The sequence below is a fragment of the Ruminococcus sp. OM06-36AC genome (assembly GCF_003438725.1).
Lineage (GTDB): Bacteria > Bacillota > Clostridia > Oscillospirales > Ruminococcaceae > Ruminococcus_C > Ruminococcus_C callidus.
On record NZ_QSTT01000001.1, the window covers coordinates 160092 to 179720 of the forward strand.

Genomic DNA, 19629 nt, shown 5'->3' on the forward strand with positions numbered 1-19629 from the left:
CGCAGCTGTCTGCGGCACCGCATGTGATGATGAAAGTCTGTTACGCTTCTCCGCGTGGTTCCTGTTTTTCCTGTTCCGCCAGCAGCTGCATTTTCCGGAAAAAGCCGTCGTCACAGATCGCCAGCACACCGCTGCCTCTGCCGATCATCTGGGCAAAGTCCGCTTTGGTAAATGCCAGTTCCAGACAGGGCACCTGTGCCTGCCCGCAGTAAAACGCCGCTTCTTTCCGCGTCTTGGCAGATGCGTCTGATGCCACCAACACGCCGGACACTGTCCCGCAGTACATGGCATCTTTGGTGGGCTCCAGTCCCATTGCCAGCTTTCCGGCTTTACGACAGATGCTCAGAATCCCTTGCCAGTTCTGTCTGTAATGCATGTTCCATCTCCTCATAGACTTCTTCCGAAACACGGCAGCCGAAAGAACGCTCAATGCGGTGCCCCTTCTTGGCTGCTGCGAAGCAGTCCATATTCTTACATAAATATGCACCGCGTCCGGATTGTTTTCCTGTGAAATCCAGCTTGATTTCCCCTTCTGCATTTTTCAGCACCCGAATCAGGTCTTTTTTCGGCTGCATGGTGCCGCAGCCCACACAAAGCCGCATAGGAACTTTTTTACTCTTCAACGCTGTTCGCCTCCGGTGCACTTGCTTCTGTTTCTGCTGTTTCCGCCGGAGTCTCTGCTGCGGCTTCTGCCGGCTGTTCTGCCTGCGGTGCTTCCGGCTGTTCTGCCGGTGTTGCATCGTGCTCGTGCTTAGTCAGCACATCGAATTCCGGCTTGATGTCGATCTTATAGCCAGTCAGCTTGGCAGCCAGCTTGGCATTCTGTCCCTTGTTGCCGATCGCCAGTGAAAGCTGGTTGTTCGGTACCTTTACGGTGCAGGTGCGTTCTTCTTCGCTCAGGATCTGCACATCCAGAACCGTTGCCGGTGCCAGTGCCTTGGCAATGAATTCCTCCGGCTTTTCGCTGTAGGGAATGATGTCGATCTTTTCGCCGTTCAGTTCAGCCACAATTGCAGAAATACGGGAACGCTTCGGACCGATGCAGGCACCGATAGCATCCACGTTTTCGTCCTTGGACCAGACAGCCACCTTGGTGCGGGAGCCGGCTTCACGGGAGATGGACTTGATCTCCACAGTGCCGTCATAAATTTCCGGAATCTCCAGTTCAAACAGACGCTTGACCAGTTCCTTGCGGACACGGGAGATCTTGATGATCGGCTTCTTCTGCTTGTTGGCGATCGTGGTGATGTAGACCTTGACACGCTGTCCTTCCCGCAGTGTTTCGCCCGGAATCTGCTCATTGGGGAACAGATACAGCTCTGTCTTATGGTACAGCAGCGTTGCAGTGCCGTTGGTTTCCACCCGAGAAACTTCACAGGTGATGCAGTCGTTTTCCAGCGACTCGAACTCGCCCAGAATCCGTTCCCGATTGATCTCCCGCAGGTCACCCTTAATAGACTGCTTTGCGGACTGTGCAGCGGCTCTGCCGAACTTGGCGATGTCCAGCCGTCTGTCAATGGTGCCGCCTACATAGGCGTTGGGATCTACGGTACGTGCCACGTCGATATTGACTTCGTTGGCATCGATCGGCTCATCGTCTACGACAGTCTGCCGCACATACATTTCAAATTTCTTGGTTGCCGGATCGATTTCGACGGTGATGTTGTCCTCACACTCCGGATATGCCTTTCTGGCTGCTTTCAGCATGGCAGACTTTACTTTTTCCACCAGCTGTGCAATATCTACGTTGTTTTCACTTCCCAGCAGGGAGAGTGCGTCAAAAAAACTGTTATCCATTTTCTTCGTTATGCCTCCGTTGGTTAAAATTCTACTGTTACATACCGCCGCACATAGGATAGGTCTGCCAACGGCAGTGTCACCGGTGCTTCCTGTTCTTCCGGCTGTATGGTAATCTGTTCTGTATCATACGCGGTCAGAATGCCGATCCATTCCTTTTCCCCGTTGATCGGGCGAATGGCACGGGCACGAACCTCCATGCCCAGCGTTTCTGCAAAGTGCTGCGGCTGGTTCAGTTCCCGTTCCAGACCGGCAGAGCCGACTTCCAGCACATATGCCTGCGAGATCGGGTCCGCGGCGTCCACTGCCGCATTTACCGGCCGTGTCATCTTCTCGCAGTCCTCAATGTCGATCCCGTCGGGGTGGTCGATGAAAACCCGCAGGTACCAGTAGGCACCCTCTTTTTCAAAGCTCACGTCCCAGATGGAATATCCCTGTTCATCGGCAATCGGCTTTACGAGGTCATAGACGACCTTTTCCGTTCCGCCGAACTTCTTCATTTTCATGGCATCTGCTCCTTTTTTCCGCGTATTGGACACTTTTTCCGGCAGTGTGTTTTGCCGAAAAAAGTGCCTACATAAACGAAAGACCGGTGGGGTTCCGGTCTTTTGCTGCATGATTACACTTATTATAACACTGCCGGACGAAAAAATCAAGGCTTTTGAAGAAAAAAGTACGTTTTTTTCCAAAAAAATTTACGTTTTTCGCATCATATCCGTCTTTTTTCTGCCCGAAGCCGATACGTGCACAAAAAACCGGTTCACACCACGGTGGGTGCAAACCGGTTTCTTCGAAGCATTACGCCTCATCAGCTGTGCTTTCGTTCTCATCAGAATGTGTCAAATTGATCAGGTTCTTTGTCCAAACGACAATTCCCAGAGTATATGTGACGATTTCCAGTACAGCGAGGATTACCTGTAATGTCTTTTTCATCAGAAACACATTCCTTTCTCTGCAGATTCGTGCAGTGTGTCAGGCTTCTTACGCCTTGTTGACAGAACCAAACAGGTTCATCTTTTCTTCTACCTTTGCCATGATTGCTTCGTAGCCCGGCAGGAGCAGCTTTCTCGGGTCAAAGCCCTTGCCCTTCAGATCCTTGCCTTCTTCGATGTACTTTCTGGTAGCTTCTGCGAATACCAGCTGGCACTCAGTGTTTACATTGATCTTTGCAACGCCCAGAGAGATTGCCTTTGTGATCTGGTCGTCCGGAATACCAGTACCGCCGTGCAGTACCAGCGGCATGTCGCCGACAGCCTTCTTTACAGCTTCCAGAGTTTCGAAGCTCAGACCTTCCCAGTTTGCCGGATATACGCCGTGGATATTACCGATACCAGCAGCCAGAATGTCTACGCCCAGATCAGCGATAGTCTTGCATTCCTGCGGATCTGCACACTCGCCTCTACCGATTACGCCGTCTTCTTCGCCGCCGATTGCACCGACTTCTGCTTCGATAGACAGACCCAGCTTATGAGCAACTGCAACCAGTTCCTTGGTCTTTGCCAGATTTTCTTCGATCGGGAAGTGAGAACCGTCGAACATGATAGAAGTAAAGCCAGCCTTGATGCAGTCATAGCACTGATCGTAGGTGCCGTGATCCAGATGCAGAGCAACCGGAACGGTGATACCCAGAGATTCGTCCATAGCCTTTACCATATCTGCAACAACCTTGAAACCGGTCATGTACTTGCCGGCACCGCCGGAAACGCCCAGAATTACCGGAGAATTCAGCTTCTGTGCAGTGTTCAGGATTGCCTTTGTCCATTCCAGATTGTTGATGTTGAACTGACCGACTGCATACTTGCCGTCTCTAGCCTTCTCCATCATATCCTTTGCCGATACTAACATAAATAAGTGCCTCCTAAAAAAATTGGTGCAACAGTTGTTCCCCGTATCCACAGATTCGTACAGCCTAACTACAGCCGCCTCTGTCAGAAACGGTCATCTGTTCCGGCAACCCCGCACAAGTCCGTGTATCGGCTTTGCACGGTGTTGTCCTGTTTTTATTATACCGCATTTTCCGTTCGATTGCAATGGTTTTCCGAAATTTTTTTCGGTTTTTCTCAAAAAGTGCAGTTCCGGCAAACACTATATGTACATTTGTCTATAATACAACACTATATGCAGATTTGGTGCTTGCAATGCAGTATGTAGATTTAGTATAATAATACTAGATTTCGATGCACTTTGAGAAAAAAATTACAACGGAACGGCAAACCTTATGCAATTTCAATGGATATATCAATCGAAGGAGTGAACCAACCTTATGGATATTCATCAGTTTTTTCTGGGCAACGCTTTCGATGCCCACACGTATTTCGGGGCACACGTGACAGAACAGGGCGTTGTATTCCGCACCCTTGCTCCCAATGCGGCAGCCGTAGACCTGATCTGGGAGGGCGGCGACTGGGAGCCGATACCCATGCAGCGGATCCACGACGGCGGCGTGTACGAGCTCACTGTACCGGAAGCCGTCGCCGGACAGATGTACAAGTACCGCATCACCCCGCAGAATCCCGACGGCGACATCATCGACCACTGCGACCCCTATGGCTTCGGCATGGAGCTGCGTCCGAACAACGCTTCGATTATCCGCGACCTGTCCAGCTACACGTTCCACGACAAGAAATGGCTGGCACAGCGTGGCAGTCACCGGAAGAAACCGGTCAACATCTACGAGGTGCATCTGGGTTCGTGGCGAACCAATCCGAACAACCCCAACGGCTGGTACACCTATGAGGAGATCGCCCCGAAGCTGGTGGACTACGTCAAAAAGGCAGGCTATAACTATATCGAATTCATGCCCCTGAGCGAGCACCCTGCGGACTGCTCCTGGGGATACCAGAACACCGGCTTTTTCAGCCCCACTTCCCGCTATGGCACAGCACATCAGCTGATGCAGCTGGTCGACACCTGTCATCAGGCGGGAATCGGTGTGATTCTGGACTTTGTACCAGTGCATTTCGCAGTGGACGGCTACGCCCTGAACCACTATGACGGTACAACATTATATGAGTATCCGGAGAAAGAGGACAACTACAGCGAATGGGGCAGCTGTAACTTTATCCACGCCCGCGGCGAAGTGTGCAGTTTTCTCCAGTCCTGTGCCAACTACTGGCTGTCTGTTTTCCACTTTGACGGGCTGCGTATGGACGCAGTCAGCCGGCTGATCTACTGGGGCGGCGATGCCAGCCGCGGCATCAATCCCGCCAGCATCACGTTCCTGAAACGCATGAATCAGGGACTGCACCAGCTGCACCCGGACAGCATGCTGATCGCAGAAGACTCCACCAACTATGAGGGCGTGACCTGTCCGGTAGAATACGGCGGACTGGGCTTTGATTATAAGTGGGACATGGGCTGGATGAACGACACGCTGGACTACTTCCGGCAGTATCCGTGGGTACGGCGGGACAGCGACACCTACCACAAGCTGACCTTCTCCATGATGTACTTCCCCAACGAATACTACCTGCTGCCCCTTTCCCATGACGAAAACGTCCACGGAAAAGCCACGATCATGCAGAAGATGTTCGGCGAATACGAACAGAAATTCCCGCAGGCCCGGCTGCTCTATTTATATATGTATGCACACCCCGGCAAAAAGCTGCTGTTCATGGGCAGCGAACTGGGGCAGCTGCGGGAGTGGACCGAGGAGCAGCAGCAGGACTGGGACATTCTGAAATATCCCATTCACGATGCATTCTACCATTACATGCTGGAACTGAACCGGCTCTATCTCACCGAACCGGCACTGTATCAGGACGACTACGAACGGGACGGCTTCTGCTGGGTGGACTGTCATCAGGAAGCCAAGGGCATCTACGCCATGGAACGCCGTGCCGGTGACAGCCGCATTCTGATTCTGCTGCACATGTCCGACGAAGCCACGCAGACGTTCACCTTTACCCTGCCGGACTGCAGCAGTCTGAAACCGCTGCTGCACACCGACTGGAAACGTTTTCACGGCAGCACCGAGGAGAGAAAGCAGGCAATTGTAGGCGATGTTACCCGCACCGGCATGCAGTTCACGCTGGAACTGCCGCCGTTCTCCGGCATCATGCTGCGAATCCAGCCGAAAAAGCAGCCGGCTGTGAAAAAGCCCGCCGCCAGAAAGCGTACTGTCAGCAAGAAGAAAACTTCAGGAAGCACTGAATAAACAGAAACAAAAAGCCGCCGTGCGTTATGCACAGCGGCTTTTTTATTTCAGGAAAATTAGGGAAACGCTGCATAAAGCCCGCCTGACGGCTTTGCACGCAATCTGCTTGCAGATTTTCCGTCATATTGCCCAGAAATCCCTTGCCAGGCACCAAGTCTGCCTGCGGAATTTCTATGCAATCTGCCGAAAAATCTGACGACGCATCTTACGCACAAGCTTTATGCCGTGTTTTCCTAGGAATTACTTTCTGCCCAGTATGAAGTCCCAAGTCGGATTCTTGCCTGCACCCTGCAGGGCAACGTAGTAGAGGATATAGTACACGTCGGTGGAATCTACCGAGCCGTCACCGTCAATATCGGCAGCGGCGATCTGGTCGTCGGTGAGGTTGCCGGACATGCCTGCACCGCAGTATGCCACGTAGAGCATGGCTTCGAATACGTCGTTGGTGTCGAGCACGCCGTCACCGGAAGCGTCACCCTTTGCAGCTGCCGGAGCCGTTGTGGTAGTGGTTGCAGTCGTTGCGGTTGTTGCTGTGGTGGTGTTTGTGGTATTGGTCGTGGTGTTGGTCGTGGTGTTGGTCGTCTGTTCGGTGGTGGATTTTGTCGTGGTCGTGGTAGTTGTCGTTGTTGTGGTGGTTTCGGTTGTGGTTTCTGTGGTGGTTACGGTCTTGTCGGGAATGGGGTCGTTGGGGTTCCAGTTGTAGTGGATAGTGGCGTTCAGAATAGAACTATTATTGCTATGAATGGACATCTTTTTCCAATCTTCTTCCGAACCTGTGTAGTAAACATCGGAAATATCGCTGTTAAAAGCACCGGCAGCAATTTTTTGAAGGCTTTTCGGAATCTGAACCGCATAAACGCTGCTACAGTTCTCAAATGTAGTACTTGTACCCCAAATATCCATGCCTATATCTGTTAAATTTTCCGGCAGAACCACTTTTGTAAGCGATTTGCAATCATGAAATGCCCTGTACTCTATCGTCGTCAAGCTATCCGGAAATTTCACATTTTTTAATTTCGTGCAGTTTCCAAACGCATTGCCCTTAATATAGGTCAATCCTTCCGGAAATGTGACATTTTCCAAACCGGTGCAACCGGAAAAAGTGCTTGCTTCAATTATTGACACATCAGCCGGAATATTAATCTCTGTCAAACTAGTACAGTCGGAAAAGGCACCCTCTCCGATTAACATCACGCCATCCGGCAGTTCTATTGCTGTCAAAGCAGCACAGTTTTGAAATGCCTGTTCACCAACAACCATCACTTCTTTCGGCAATGTCACTTCTTTCAGGCTAGTGCAATTATTGAACATTCCAGATGGAATCTTTTGCACGCCATTTCCAATCGTCGCACTTTCCAAAGCCGTGCAGCCCGAAAAGGCACTGTCTTCTACCGTCATCACAGAATCCGGAAGTGTCACTTCTGTCAAACTTTTACAACTATAAAAAGCATTCTCTTCAATGGTCACCAATTCATCATGGAATTTCACTTCATTCAGTTTATTGCAATTGTTGAATGCGTTGTCACAGATCTTTGTTAAACTCTGCGGAAAAGTCACATTTGCAAGCACAGAGCAATCAGAAAAGGCTTTTCGACCAATTGTTGCCACACCGTCCGGCAGTTCTACCGCTGTCAAAGAAGTACAATTTTGAAATGCCTGTTCACCAACAGTTGTCAACTCTTTCGACAGTGTTACTTCTTTCAGACCAGTGCAATTGTAAAACGTTGAATTTTCTAAAACAGAAACATTATCCGGAATGACAATTGCACTCAGTTTTGCACAATTCTTAAATGCAGAGCTGCCTATACTTACCAAGCTGCTGGGAAGTGTGATAGATTTTAAGTTAGTACATTCCTCAAAGACGCTGTTGCCTAAGGTTGTTACACTCTCTGGAATCGAAACCGTTGTCAGATAGGTACAACCCAAAAATGTTCCGGAAGGCAGAGAAGCCAGCTGTTCCGGCAATGTTACCTCTTTCAAACTAGTGCAACCAGAAAATGTTTCTGTTCCCAGTTCCTTCAAATTCGCCGGAAGATTGACTGTTCTCAGATTTTTATCTCCGTCAAATACGCTGCCGTCCATTGTTACAATGCTATCCGGAAGTGTTGCTTCCGCCAGATTGTAGCAAGAACGAAACGCCTGATACCCAATCTTCGTTACCGGCACACCCTCAATTTCCGCGGGCACCTCGATTGTCGTTGCATTCTGGTCACAGCCAGTAATGGTAACGGTTTTCGTTTCATCGCTCACAATTTCATACGTCAGGTTATCGTAAGTGAGATCTTCCGCACTTGCCACAACAGTCACCTGCGGCAGATGCACCTGTGCCACCGGCACTGCACCGACGCACATGGTCACAGCCGTCAAAGCTGCCAAAAAAGTTCTGATTTTTTTCATTGCTTTTTACTCCTTTCACAAATCTGTCATTATACGAACGTATATCTTTCCACTATATATGCTAGCATTTCCTATTATACCGCAAAAAAAAAAAAAAAAATAAACAACTTTTTGAGAACATTCTATAAACTGTGAAACGCAACAACATTCCAAACACAAAAAAGCCTGTATTCCGAAAAAAAGAATACAGGCTTTCTGCCTCTCGCGAATGCAAGCATTATTTCACCACATCTGCCCATGTACTGCGGACACCCGCACCATTCAGGGCGATATAGTACAGCAAATAGTACACGTCTGTGGAATCAATGCTGCCGCTTTCGTCGATGTCCGCAGCTTGCATCTGGTCAGCGGTGAGATTGCCGGCTCTGCCCACAGCGGTGTATGCCACGTAGAGCATTGCCGCGAACACGTCACTGCTGTCGATCTTGCCGTCGCCGTCAACGTCGCCTTTTATGAACGGCACAACCGGTTCTGTCGCAGTGGTGACTGTGGTAGTCGCGGTAGTTTCCGTGGCAGTTGTGGTTCCTGCCGGCGTGGTAGTGGACGCGGACGATTCCCCGTTGAAATGGATACGCACTTTCAGAATCTTGTCCAGTGTCGTGCAGAACCGAATCTTGTTCCAGTCCTCCTCCGAGCCGGCATAGTACACATCGGTCAGACTGTCACAGCCGGCGAAACTCTCAAATGCTCCGCCGATCTGTGTCACGCTTTTGGGAATGACAACTTCTTTCAGGTTGGTGCAGTAGGAAAACGCGTTGGAGCCGATTCGCTGTGTGCCGTCGGGGATTTCCACCCGCGTGAAGCCGTCACAGCTGAAAAAGGTGCTTTCCCCAATGGTGGTCAGGTTCTTAGGCAGGGTGATTTCCGGCAGCTTTTTGCACTGGCGGAATACCGTCTGCCCCAGTTCCGTAATTTCATCGGAAAGCCGCACCCGTTCCAGACTTGTACAGCCATAAAAGACGCTGTAGCCCAGTGTATCTGTCGTATCCGGCAGCAGTGCCTCCTGTAGTCCGGAACAGCCGGAAAACGCTTCATTGCCGATACTTTTCAGCTTTTCCGGAAACGCCACTGCCGTGAGGGACGAGCAGTTCCGGAAAGCACTGCCGCCGATCTGTTTCAGATTTTGAGGAAGCGTGACGTGCTGCAAATCTGTACAGCCGGAGAATGTGGACTCCCCGATCTGGCTGACACTGTCCGGAATGGTCACTGCCTGTAGGGAAACGCAGTCCAGAAACATACTGTTTCCCAGTTCCGTCAAGCCCTCCGCCAGTGTCACTTCGGCAAGTCTGCGGCAATCGCAGAACATGTTTTTCCCGAGTGTCAGCACGTTTCCAGAAACTGCCGCCTGCTCCAGTGCGGTGCAGTGGGCAAAGGCGTAGTCGCCGACTTCTGTAACCTGCTCCGGCAGGCTGATGTTCTGCAAACCGGAACAGTTTTGAAATGCCCCGTAGCCGAGCGTGGTCAGGCTTTCCGGCAGGGTGAGCGTTTCCAGTTTGGGGCAGTCCTCAAAGGCACAGCTTTGGATCTCGGTCATCTTTGCCGGCAGTGTGACCTGATACAGACGGGAACAGCCGGAAAATGTGGAGCCGCCCAGTGTCTGCACCTGTTCCGGAATGGCAACCGTTTTCAACGCAGTGCAGTTCTGGAAAACGCTGCCGCCCATTTTCTGCAAGTTGGCGGAAAGCTGTACCTCTGCCAGACTTTCACAGCCGGAGAACACGCTGCTCCCCAATGTTTCCACACTATCCCCCAGCACTGCCTTTTCCAGATTGGTGCAGCCGGAAAAAGCGGAGTTGCTGACAGACTGTGTGCCTGCCGGAACTGTGATCTCCTGCAAGTTGATACAGCCGGAAAATGCCTGTGAGCCGATGCTCTGAACGCTGTCCGGCAGAGAAACGGTCTGCAACTTCTGCTGCTTGAGAAAGGCACTGTCCCCGACCGCCGTTACCGGACTGCCGTCGATTTCTGCCGGAATCTCCAGTGCTGTCACGCCTGCCGCACAGCCAGTGATCTCGGCGTTTCCGTTGTGCAGCACGTAGGTCAGATCGCCGTAAGTCTGTTCTGCCGCCGATGCCGACAGGGTGTTTTTCGATACCCACAGTGCCATTACCCGCATGATTGCTCCGCAAACCACCCCTGCGACCAGCAGCACCAGAAGCTTTTTCCACCATTTCATGTTGATTTTCCCCTTTTCTGTGGAATTCTTTCTTATCTCAGCACATCGTCCCACGAGCTATGAATTCCCGCACCGTTCAGGGCAACATAATACATTAAATAATAAACATCTGTAGAATCCACAGTGCCGTTGCCGTCAATGTCTGCGGCGGTCAGCTGTCCGTCAGTAAGCGTTCCGCCTACGCCGGCACCGACACTTGCCACATGCAGCAGCGTGCTGAACACGTCGGAACTGTCAATGGTGTCGTCGCACTCTACGTCCCCTTTGACAATGTCTTTCACTTCTACATTCAGCGTGTAGGTCTTGCCGCCCAGATCTGCGGTAAGTGTTGCCTTGCCGTAATCTTTCACAACAGCGGTATTGTTTCCCTCAATGCTCACCACGCTGGGTGCAGAGGAACTCCACTTGGCATACTCCACCGGAAAGCCGCTGTGCCCATTATAAGAAGCGGTCAGCTGCAAGGTTTTCCGGTCACCATAATACAGGTACTTGCTCTGGTTAGAGGAAATCGTCACCGCACTCGCCGGCACTTCCAGCGTCTGGACACAATCACCGTAGGTGAACTGGAACGTTTCACTGTTGTTGGTGCCGCTGAACTCCGCACAGGAAGTGCTGTAGTACTGTGCGGTACTGGTGCCAAAAGCTCCCATGCCGACATAGCGGTTGCTGGGGGAGATCATACTGGTATAGTGTCCCGTCACGCCGCCAGTCTGGTTGAGGTAAGCGTCCTTTTCGTTGTACCACAATTCCACACCGGTCGTCATATCCAGATCCCAGCTCCACCACGCAAGGCATTCACCGCCGGAACTGTAGCCACCTGGGGTCTGAATCTGAAAACAATTGGAACCATTGGTGCGTTCGTGAGCGATCGTCTGGGAACTCTCTGCCGCACGAATCCGTGCCAGATATTCCAGTCCGGCAGACCACTCCATGGGAACATAGTCGTTTTTGGTCAGCTTTTTGCCGTTCACCGGATTGGGATAGCCATTGCTGCAAGCCTCCCAGCGGTACTGGTTCACCAGCTTCAGAGCCGCCTGTATATCGTTGGCATAAGTGCCCTCCATTCCGATGAGAACATTACCTGCTGACGGCACTGTAACATCTGTGTCCAGAACCGGCTTTGCAGATGCGGCAGAAACCGTCATGGAAACTGCCCCGCCGGAAACCAGCATTGCACCGGCAAGCACCGCCGCAGTCAGTCTAGAAAAAATTTTGCGTGTCTTTTGCATGAAAACGACCCCTTTCTGATATGGGCAACATCGCACAAGGGCAATACCGCACAAAGATTGTGCGACAGATGCGTCGTCAAATTTTTCGTCAGATGAAACAAAAAGCGGAGTGAATACTTGCTGTATTCACGAGCATTTTTGTGAAATATGACGGGAAATTTGCAAGCAGATGGCGTGCAAAGTCGCCAGACGCTCTTTGTGCGGTATTGCCCTAGCTTTGTTCAGTGTTGCCTGTAGAAGATTTCTTCCATATTTTTATTTTATATCTTTTATCATACCATATTTCTGTGAATGTAGTTTACAACACATAAAAATATTTCATGAATTGCAGTGAGAAAATTAAAAAGGTCGCTGTACTGTTTTCACAATACAGCGACCTTCTTCCAGAACTATCGTGATTCCAGCGTTGTGGTTTCCGTTGCAACAGCGGCTCCGGACTGAAACTGAGTAAATGTCAGGGTGGTATCAAAATTTTCCATGGTAAAGCCGGACAAATCCCCGTTTTCCGTCAGTGTCAAAGTGTAGGGATTGCCCTCCAAGTCCCCCTCCACCGACACGCAGCCGTCCTGCTCCTTGCCGGTGATCTCCTCCTGCTGTGCCAGTTCATCTACCACCTGAATCATCTGGCTCAGCACCGACTTCGCCGGCATGGCGGACTGGGGCACGGAAAAGCCCAGCCCCTTATATGACGCTGTCACTTCCCCGCCGGAAAAGTCCAGCACCACACCGGCAAGCGTAGCCGGCTCGGCAAACGACACGCTCCATGCTCCGTCACCCAGGCGGGACAGCGTGCCGGCTGCGGTCCAGTCCTCCATTGTCATGGTCATTTCCGTGGTAAAACTACCGCCCAGCTTTTGAGCAGCAGTGGCTTCGCCGCCGGCTTTGGCACAGCCGGTACAGCAGATCCCGCCGGCGAGCAGCAAACTCAAGACAGCACTGTAATTTCGTTTCATGCAATTTCCTCCCAATCAGAGCCTTTCGGACAATATTGTGCAGTGTTGCACATTTTGGGCAGAGAAAGGGCGGATACATTTCACCGTTCCTGTTCCAGCTTGACCAGCACCTGCGGCAGATATGCCAGCAAGTCCCGCGGCAGCATTGCCTGCTGGGACAGTGCTGCCGCCGCCGCATCTCCGGCAAGGCCGTGGAGATACACCCCTGCACAGGCTGCCTCCCAAGACGGAATCCCCTGTGTGGCAAAGGCGGCGATCAGTCCGGCGAGAACGTCCCCGCTGCCGCCGCGGCTCATGCCCGGATTGCCGGTGGGGTTCTGTGCCAGACGGCTCCCCTGTGCCACCAGTGTGCCGGCTCCCTTGAGTGCCAGCGTCACCGGATAGGCGGCTGCAAACTGCGTTGCCGTTTCCACACGGTTTTCCTGTATCTGCGGAATCGAACGTCCGGTCAGCCGTGCCATTTCGCCGGGGTGCGGTGTCAGGATCCAGTCCTTCCCTGTCCTTCTGCTTAACTCTATGCAGGAAACCGCACAGTTTAGACCATCTGCGTCCAGCACCACCGGACACACCGTCTGTTCCAGCACCCAGTGCACCAGCCGACGGGTTTCTTCGGTCACGCCCAGCCCGCAGCCGAGCAGCACCGCATTGGCACGGGAAAGCTGCTTTTCCAGCGTTTTCCGGTTCTGGTCGCTGCTGCGGAGAAATCCGGCTTCGTCCGTTTCCAGCGGCAGCCACATCGCTTCCGGTGCTGCCGCCGCCAGCCGCATGGGATTTTCCGGAGCCGTGGCAACTGTCACCAGTCCGGCACCGCCCCGCAGGGCTGCCTGTGTGGAAAGCAGGCAGGCTCCGGGCATATTCCGGCTTCCGGTAATGCAGAGCAGCCGCCCGAAATCTCCTTTCTGGGCATCGGCTTTTCGTTTGGGTATCATCTGACAGATTTCCTGCCAGTTCAATTGGTGCGGCATCATAGAATGCTCCTTTCGCAATGTGCTGGAATCCGACAGCACTCACGGAAATCAATTTTCAAAAATATGTTGATTTAAATTGTGTCAAATTATGAAGTTTGACAAGTGAGGCTCCCCTGAAAGGGCACCCGCAGGGCGTGCCTTGTGCTGAACTGGCAGTGCATAGCACTGACTGAGGGGTTCCCACTTATGCCGAAAACATCATAAAAAGATTTTACGAAAAAACCTCTCCACCGCCTAACGGCGGTCCCCCTCCCCTTTCAGGGGAGGCTATTATGAAAATTGATTTCCGTGGACAGCACTTCTGCCGGATTGACAAAAAAATTTCTGTGTGTTATAACGCCTACTTATTTCCGCCTTTTTATAGATAAGGCGAAAGCCTCCGGAGCTGCAACTCTGGAGGCTTTCTTTTTTGGTGATTACTTGCAATTATATTATTTCAATGCAAGTTTATTATAGCATAAGCTGCGACAATTGTCAAGTGTACAAAAACACCTTTTGCAGCACCGCCTAAAAATCGCACACGACCTGCACTGCCAAATTGCTGGGGTCAGATGTTCCGTCTACTCTGTAGACCTCTAACGCCTGCTTCAAATCTGCCAGTATTTGTGATCTGATATTCCCCTGTACGTATCTCAAGGGATTTTCCCATGAGGTTTGGAAACTCCAGATTCGCGTATTCGGCAGCTGGTTTTCCTTTCTCAGCGGCAAAATCATCTCTTGATCTTTCCAGTGAAAAAAGAACAACTCCTCATTCGGGTAATCCCGATGCACGCCGATTGCAAACAAAAACACATCTTTTCCCGCATCTATGATCCACTCTCTCGGCTTGAGAATCCCTAAAACGGGAGATAACGGATCGGGGATCTGCTTCGCTGCAAACTGTTCCCGTTGTTCCGCCGTCAATGCTTCAATTTCAAATGCCATGCCGTACCTCCTGCTGTTTCATTTTCGACCATTTTATTATACCCTATATTTCACGAAAAAGCAAATATCCCGAACAATGTTTTATAATTCATAATTTATTTACTTGATATTTGCATATTTCTATGCTATAATAAATTTGTTTGACACTTCCATATTTTTACGTGCGATTTGTCAAATAATTTTGGGGACAGGAGGTAATTGACACGTGAATCAGAAAAACGGAAAGGCAGTTGCGGCTCTGGTACTGGGAATCGTTTCCCTGCTGGGACTTTGTATCCCGCTTGCAGGTATCATCTGCGGCATCATTGCCATTATTCTGGCAGTCATGGCAAAGAAAGAGGGTTCCACCGACGGCAAACAGAAAGCCGGCATGATCTTGGGTATCATCGGCATTGTTATCAGCATCATTATGTGGATCGTCAATGCGGTGATTCTGGCAGGAAGCGGCATTCTGGATCAGATTTCCAGCAGCATATCCTAAGTTAACATGATGACAAAAGCAAAAGCGTGCAGAAGTATCTGAACTTCTGCACGCTTTTTTATGTTCCTGTTTCAGGGAATATTGATACTATCATGATATGCGAATAAGGGTTTTCAACAACGAACAAAGAAAAATCGCCCTAAAATGCACATGTCAGACTTCGTGTCAACACGCCCTAGGTTACTGCATCTTCATAGAAATGATCGCAGACAGTACGGTCAAAAAGCCTGCCACTGCGGCAACAATTGCCGGCAGAGTTCCGCTTTTTCCCACCATCAGGCTGGCAAAACCAGTCAGCACGGCAATGCCGCCCAGAATGGCTGCCACCAGTGTGGACAGCCAGAGCAGCGATGCCACACCGACAACGGCAAGCCCCAGTGCCACCAGTCCCAGCATTAACGCAGTCGCTTCTCTGGGAGTACGCTCCTGCTTTTCCTTTTTCGGTTTTGGTTGTTTTTCCGTTTTTTCTTTCATGGAAATCACCTCAAATAGAAAGCCCTGCTCTTATGCTTCCCGCAGCACAGCGTCCATGGCAGCCAGTGCTTTCAGTACCCGCTTCATGGCTGCATCTGCCTGTTCGTCAGTCAGCGTGCCCTCGTGGGAACGCAGCCGCAGAGAGAACGATACGCTCTTTTTGCTGGCAGCGATCTGGTCGCCCTTGTATACGTCGAACAAGGTTACCTCTTCCAGCAGCTTTCCGGCAGCCTGTGCAATGGCTTCTTCCATTTTGCCAACCGGCAGTGCATCATCACACAGCAGGCTCAGGTCACGGGTGATTGCCGGGAACTTCGGCAGCGGCTGATAGGTCACTTCGGTTTCTGCCATTGCAGCCATTTCCTGTACCAGCAGTTTTGCCACATAGGTTCTGGTGCCGATGCCGTAGGTCTTCTGCACTGTGGGGTGCAGTTCGCCCAGGTAGCCTACCGGTGTTTCTCCGCAGAGAATGACAGCACTTCTGCCGGGGTGCAGTGCACAGCACTCCTCAAAAACGCCTTCCACTTCCGACGGACGCACATAGGTGTACTTCGGCAGACGCAGTTCCTTCAGCAGGGCATCTACTGCACCCTTGAGTGCAAAGAAGTCTGCATCGCCGCCGTACATACCGATCGTCAGGCGGTTGGGTTCTTCCGGCAAAGTGTCCGGACCAGTCGGCAGGTATTCCTTGCCGATCTCGTACAGTGCCACAGCGGCATTCCGGTTCTTATAGTTGGTTGCCAGTACGTCCAGCATGCAGGGCAGTGTGGTCGTCCGCATGATACTGGTATCTTCGCCCAGCGGGTTGGTAATGGTGATCGTCTGACGCAGCTTGCTGTCTGCCGGCAGACCAATGCGGTCGAAGCACTTCGGAGAAGTGAACGAATAAGTCAGTGTACCGTAATAGCCCAGTCCCACCATCGTCTGTTCTGCCTTTCGCAGGAACTGCTGCTGCGGAGTCAGCTGTGCTTCTGCCACACCGCGAATAACGGTAGACGGGATATTGTTATAGCCGTAAATTCTTGCCACTTCTTCGGCAATATCTGCCGGACGTTCCAGATCGATCCGGAAGCTGGGAGAAATGCAAACGTCGCCGTCCACATGAATCTCCAGTGCTTCCAGTGTCTTGACCATATCCTCACGGGAAATTTCCGTGCCCAGGAACCGGTTGATCCAATCCGGATCAAAGGGAATCTGCACCGGTTCTGCGGTGCGGTTGTCCACTTCAATGAACTCTGCCACCGGTTCGCCGGCACCCAGCAGTTCTACCAGTTCCATTGCCCGTTTCAGTGTACGCGGGCAGCCGTCCGGATCCAGTCCCTTTTCATAGCGTGCAGAAGCATCGGTACGCATACCCAGCTTCTTGGCAGTCCGGCGAACCTGTACCGGTTCGAAATAAGCCGACTCAAAGATAACGGTATTGGTGTCGTCCATGATGCCGCTGTATTCGCCGCCCATGACACCGGCAACGGCAATGGGCTTTTCTGCATCGGCAATGATCAGCATTTCCGGAGAAAGCTGCCGTTCCTGTCCGTCCAGTGTGGTAATGGTTTCGCCGTCCTTGGCATTGCGGACAACGATCTTGCCGTCCTTGACATACCGCTGGTCGAACGCGTGCATCGGCTGACCATATTCCAGCATGACATAGTTGGTGATGTCCACCAGATTATTGATCGGACGCACGCCGCTGGCACGAAGCCGTTCCCGCATCCAGCGGGGAGAGGGACCGATCTTGACATTCTTCACCATGCCGGCAATGTACCGCGGGCAGAGTGCAGCATTTTCAACGGATACCGACAGGCTGTCGCTAAGCTTGTCTGCGGAGCCGTGGAATTCCGGTGCTTTCAGGTTCAGGGGCTTGCCGAAAGTCACGGCAGCTTCTCTTGCCAGACCAACTACCGACAGGCAGTCCGGACGGTTGGAGGTGATCTCGAATTCGACAGAAGTATCGTTCAGACCGATTGCCTCGTGAATGTCCTGTCCCACCGTGCAGTCCTCCTCGATGAGGAAAATGCCGTCTTCAATGGCATAGGGGAAGTCATGCTTGGTCAGGCCAAGTTCGCCCAGAGAGCACAGCATGCCGTTGCTCTCTACGCCGCGGAGCTTGCCCTTTTTGATACGGACACCGCCGGGCAGTTCTGCACCGATCATTGCCACCGGCACCAGTGCACCCTCTACGATATTCTGGGCACCGGTCACGATCTGGATCGGAGAGTCGCCGCCCACATCGACCTGACACACCTGTAAGTGATCGGAATTTTCGTGGGGCGTAATGGACACCAGTTTGCCGACGATCACATTCTTGACAACTTCGCCCTCTGTTTCATATGTTTCCACTTTGGAGCCACTCATGGTCATGCCGGCACAGAATTCCTTGACGGAAACGCCGCAGTCCACGTAGTCAGCCAGCCACTTCAAAGATAAATTCATGTTTTTCTCCCTCCCGATCAGAACTGTTCCAAGAACCGATAATCGTTCTCATAGAGCAGACGCATGTCACCGATGTTATAACGACGCATAGCAATACGTTCCAGACCCAGACCGAACGCAAAGCCGGAATAAACACTGCTGTCAATGCCGCAGCCCTCCAGCACTTTCGGGTGCACCATGCCGGCACCCAGCAGTTCGATATAGCCCTCGCCCTTGCACATGCGGCAGCCCTTGCCGTGACACTGGAAGCACATCACGTCAACTTCTGCACTGGGTTCGGTGAACGGGAAGTGATGCGGACGCAGACGGATCTTGCAGTCATCACCGTACAGCCGCTGCATCAGCAGTTCCAGTGTACCCTTGAGATCTGCCATGGTGATGCCCTTGTCTACGACCAGTCCCTCGATCTGGTGGAACAGCGGGGAATGTGTTGCGTCCACTGCGTCCGAACGGTAAACCCGTCCCGGAGAGATCACGCGGATCGGCGGCTTCTGATTTTCCATGACGTGTACCTGTACCGAAGAAGTCTGGGTACGGAGCAAAATGTTATCTGTAATATAGAAGGTATCCTGCGTATCCCGTGCCGGATGATCCGGCGGCAGGTTCAGAGCTTCAAAGTTGTAGTAGTCGTATTCCACTTCCGGACCGTCTGCCACAGAAAAGCCCATGCCGAGGAAGATTTCCCGAATCTCGTTTTCCACGATGGTCAGCGGGTGCATGCTGCCCACTTTCTGCTTTTTGCCGGGGAGAGTAATATCCAGTGTTTCTGCCTCCAGCTTGTGTGCCAGCATTGCCTCCGCCAGCTTCTTCTGCTTGTCTGCCAGTGCCGTTTCAATATCTGCACGCACCTGATTGGCAAGCTGTCCCATTGCCGGACGTTCCTCTGCGGACAGCTTTCCCATCTGCTTCAGGATACCGGTCAGTTCACCTTTTTTTCCCAGATACTGTACACGCAGGGTTTCCAGCACCTTGGAATCCGCACAGTCCGACAATGCCTTTTTGGCAGCCGCACGGATTGCTTCCAATTGTTCCTTCATAATATCGTTCCTTTCTTCCGCAGGTTCTGCGGGCATTTGGCTCTATGGGAAACACATATCAAAAAAGCCCTGTCCTGTGAAAACAGGACAAGGCTCACGCTTGTTCAAAACCACCCATTTTCAAAGAGCCGTCACTCTTCTGTCCTTAATGCGAACACCACATCTGCACCTACTGTGAAAGCCGGTTCAGCACAGCCACTCGGAAGGGAACTTCAGCATATGCCGCCGGACGGGTTTTCAGCACTCCCCGCTCTCTGTACCGGCAGGCTCTCCGGCAACATCTTTCAGAAAATCCGCTGAAATTTGCCGCCGCAATATGCCTACTCGCTTCGTCTTCGTGTTTTCAAATCACATTATACCTGTTTTCACAAAAAAAATCAAGCCCTTTTGAAATTTTTTTCTTGAATTTTTTTGAGGAGTATGGTATAATGGTAATTGGACGCGACAAAAAGAGAAATGTTTTCAGCAACTTGCACAAAAAAATGTATTACATCGGTGTTTTTACAGCAGGCTGTGATAATTTTTCTGAAATCCGTCCTTTCAGAATGCGACCGGAACAAACAGGGCAACATTTTGCCGGAGCGTTCCCATAAAAGGAGTTTTTATA

General features: G+C 51.6%; 18 protein-coding genes. 3 read left to right on the forward strand and 15 right to left on the reverse strand.

The window, feature by feature from the left end; genetic code table 11:
• Positions 1 to 40 precede the first annotated feature (40 nt).
• From DXB92_RS00735 to fba, 6 genes are all read right to left on the reverse strand, one after another.
• Entirely contained in the window at positions 41 to 376 is a 336-nt protein-coding gene (locus DXB92_RS00735; protein ID WP_181976832.1) for a ribosomal L7Ae/L30e/S12e/Gadd45 family protein, read from the reverse strand.
• Positions 330 to 623 carry a YlxR family protein gene (locus DXB92_RS00740; protein WP_117731786.1) on the reverse strand — a complete coding sequence of 98 codons (294 nt, stop codon included), beginning with the start codon at positions 621 to 623 and terminating at the stop codon, positions 330 to 332. Before DXB92_RS00740 ends, DXB92_RS00735 begins: the two co-directional genes overlap by 47 nt.
• Complete coding sequence (gene nusA, locus DXB92_RS00745; protein ID WP_117731788.1) at positions 613 to 1797, reverse strand: transcription termination factor NusA; 1185 nt, start codon at positions 1795 to 1797, stop codon at positions 613 to 615. Before nusA ends, DXB92_RS00740 begins: the two co-directional genes overlap by 11 nt.
• Positions 1798 to 1820: 23 nt before the next feature.
• The gene (gene rimP, locus DXB92_RS00750; protein WP_021680761.1) at positions 1821 to 2303 is read right to left on the reverse strand and encodes a ribosome maturation factor RimP; all 483 of its coding nucleotides are present in this window, start codon (positions 2301 to 2303) and stop codon (positions 1821 to 1823) included.
• Between the two features lie 292 nt (positions 2304 to 2595).
• Entirely contained in the window at positions 2596 to 2730 is a 135-nt protein-coding gene (locus tag DXB92_RS14255) for a hypothetical protein (RefSeq protein WP_276690405.1), read from the reverse strand.
• 48 nt (positions 2731 to 2778) lie between these two features.
• On the reverse strand, positions 2779 to 3642 hold the full coding sequence (fba, locus tag DXB92_RS00760) for a class II fructose-1,6-bisphosphate aldolase (RefSeq protein ID WP_117731792.1): 864 nt from the start codon (positions 3640 to 3642) through the stop codon (positions 2779 to 2781).
• A 418-nt stretch (positions 3643 to 4060) separates the two neighbouring features.
• Here fba and glgB point away from each other — a divergent pair, with 418 nt between their 5' ends.
• Complete coding sequence (glgB, locus tag DXB92_RS00765) at positions 4061 to 5953, forward strand: 1,4-alpha-glucan branching protein GlgB (protein WP_117731794.1); 1893 nt, start codon at positions 4061 to 4063, stop codon at positions 5951 to 5953.
• A gap of 240 nt (positions 5954 to 6193) precedes the next feature.
• Here the strand turns inward: glgB and DXB92_RS00770 are convergent, their stop codons facing one another.
• The 6 genes from DXB92_RS00770 to DXB92_RS00795 all read right to left on the reverse strand — a co-directional run bounded on the left by DXB92_RS00770 (position 6194) and on the right by DXB92_RS00795 (position 14600).
• Positions 6194 to 8350 carry a leucine-rich repeat protein gene (locus DXB92_RS00770; RefSeq protein WP_117731796.1) on the reverse strand — a complete coding sequence of 719 codons (2157 nt, stop codon included), beginning with the start codon at positions 8348 to 8350 and terminating at the stop codon, positions 6194 to 6196.
• Positions 8351 to 8567: 217 nt separating this feature from the next.
• A complete protein-coding gene (locus DXB92_RS00775) occupies positions 8568 to 10526 on the reverse strand; it encodes a leucine-rich repeat protein (protein WP_117731797.1) in 1959 nt (652 codons plus the stop codon).
• A gap of 32 nt (positions 10527 to 10558) precedes the next feature.
• Complete coding sequence (locus DXB92_RS00780) at positions 10559 to 11755, reverse strand: CAP domain-containing protein (RefSeq protein WP_117731799.1); 1197 nt, start codon at positions 11753 to 11755, stop codon at positions 10559 to 10561.
• A gap of 389 nt (positions 11756 to 12144) precedes the next feature.
• Positions 12145 to 12708 (reverse strand): hypothetical protein, encoded by a 564-nt coding sequence (locus DXB92_RS00785; RefSeq protein WP_021680751.1) that lies wholly within the window; start codon positions 12706 to 12708, stop codon positions 12145 to 12147.
• Between the two features lie 80 nt (positions 12709 to 12788).
• Positions 12789 to 13637, reverse strand: coding sequence for an NAD(P)H-hydrate dehydratase (locus DXB92_RS00790; RefSeq protein ID WP_187118432.1), 849 nt, complete (start codon positions 13635 to 13637; stop codon positions 12789 to 12791).
• A gap of 546 nt (positions 13638 to 14183) precedes the next feature.
• Positions 14184 to 14600, reverse strand: a complete 417-nt coding sequence (locus DXB92_RS00795) for a hypothetical protein (protein WP_021680748.1) — start codon at positions 14598 to 14600, stop codon at positions 14184 to 14186.
• Positions 14601 to 14805: 205 nt separating this feature from the next.
• On the opposite strand from DXB92_RS00795, the gene DXB92_RS00800 reads away from it, so the two are divergent.
• Positions 14806 to 15081, forward strand: coding sequence for a hypothetical protein (locus tag DXB92_RS00800; RefSeq protein ID WP_021680747.1), 276 nt, complete (start codon positions 14806 to 14808; stop codon positions 15079 to 15081).
• 180 nt (positions 15082 to 15261) lie between these two features.
• Here DXB92_RS00800 and DXB92_RS00805 read toward each other — a convergent pair whose 3' ends face one another.
• The 3 genes from DXB92_RS00805 to pheS are packed head-to-tail and all read right to left on the reverse strand — an operon-like array spanning position 15262 to position 19022.
• Positions 15262 to 15555 carry a hypothetical protein gene (locus DXB92_RS00805; protein WP_021680746.1) on the reverse strand — a complete coding sequence of 98 codons (294 nt, stop codon included), beginning with the start codon at positions 15553 to 15555 and terminating at the stop codon, positions 15262 to 15264.
• Between the two features lie 30 nt (positions 15556 to 15585).
• Positions 15586 to 17985: a phenylalanine--tRNA ligase subunit beta gene (gene pheT, locus DXB92_RS00810; RefSeq protein WP_117731803.1), complete on the reverse strand. Its 2400-nt coding sequence runs from the start codon at positions 17983 to 17985 to the stop codon at positions 15586 to 15588.
• Between the two features lie 17 nt (positions 17986 to 18002).
• Positions 18003 to 19022 (reverse strand): phenylalanine--tRNA ligase subunit alpha, encoded by a 1020-nt coding sequence (gene pheS / locus DXB92_RS00815; RefSeq protein WP_117731805.1) that lies wholly within the window; start codon positions 19020 to 19022, stop codon positions 18003 to 18005.
• Between the two features lie 428 nt (positions 19023 to 19450).
• Here pheS and DXB92_RS13400 point away from each other — a divergent pair, with 428 nt between their 5' ends.
• Positions 19451 to 19615 carry a hypothetical protein gene (locus tag DXB92_RS13400; RefSeq protein WP_181976833.1) on the forward strand — a complete coding sequence of 55 codons (165 nt, stop codon included), beginning with the start codon at positions 19451 to 19453 and terminating at the stop codon, positions 19613 to 19615.
• Positions 19616 to 19629 lie beyond the last annotated feature (14 nt).

Coding starts and splice junctions, on each gene's coding strand:
- DXB92_RS00735 (WP_181976832.1), bottom strand. CDS start 376: ATGCATTACAGACAGAACTGGCAAGGGATTCTGAGCATCTGTCGTAAA.
- nusA (WP_117731788.1), bottom strand. CDS start 1,797: ATGGATAACAGTTTTTTTGACGCACTCTCCCTGCTGGGAAGTGAAAAC.
- rimP (WP_021680761.1), bottom strand. CDS start 2,303: ATGAAAATGAAGAAGTTCGGCGGAACGGAAAAGGTCGTCTATGACCTC.
- DXB92_RS14255 (WP_276690405.1), bottom strand. CDS start 2,730: ATGAAAAAGACATTACAGGTAATCCTCGCTGTACTGGAAATCGTCACA.
- fba (WP_117731792.1), bottom strand. CDS start 3,642: ATGTTAGTATCGGCAAAGGATATGATGGAGAAGGCTAGAGACGGCAAG.
- glgB (WP_117731794.1), top strand. CDS start 4,061: ATGGATATTCATCAGTTTTTTCTGGGCAACGCTTTCGATGCCCACACG.
- DXB92_RS00770 (WP_117731796.1), bottom strand. CDS start 8,350: ATGAAAAAAATCAGAACTTTTTTGGCAGCTTTGACGGCTGTGACCATG.
- DXB92_RS00775 (WP_117731797.1), bottom strand. CDS start 10,526: ATGAAATGGTGGAAAAAGCTTCTGGTGCTGCTGGTCGCAGGGGTGGTT.
- DXB92_RS00780 (WP_117731799.1), bottom strand. CDS start 11,755: ATGCAAAAGACACGCAAAATTTTTTCTAGACTGACTGCGGCGGTGCTT.
- DXB92_RS00785 (WP_021680751.1), bottom strand. CDS start 12,708: ATGAAACGAAATTACAGTGCTGTCTTGAGTTTGCTGCTCGCCGGCGGG.
- DXB92_RS00790 (WP_187118432.1), bottom strand. CDS start 13,637: ATGATACCCAAACGAAAAGCCGATGCCCAGAAAGGAGATTTCGGGCGG.
- DXB92_RS00795 (WP_021680748.1), bottom strand. CDS start 14,600: ATGGCATTTGAAATTGAAGCATTGACGGCGGAACAACGGGAACAGTTT.
- DXB92_RS00805 (WP_021680746.1), bottom strand. CDS start 15,555: ATGAAAGAAAAAACGGAAAAACAACCAAAACCGAAAAAGGAAAAGCAG.
- pheT (WP_117731803.1), bottom strand. CDS start 17,985: ATGAATTTATCTTTGAAGTGGCTGGCTGACTACGTGGACTGCGGCGTT.
- pheS (WP_117731805.1), bottom strand. CDS start 19,022: ATGAAGGAACAATTGGAAGCAATCCGTGCGGCTGCCAAAAAGGCATTG.
- DXB92_RS13400 (WP_181976833.1), top strand. CDS start 19,451: ATGGTAATTGGACGCGACAAAAAGAGAAATGTTTTCAGCAACTTGCAC.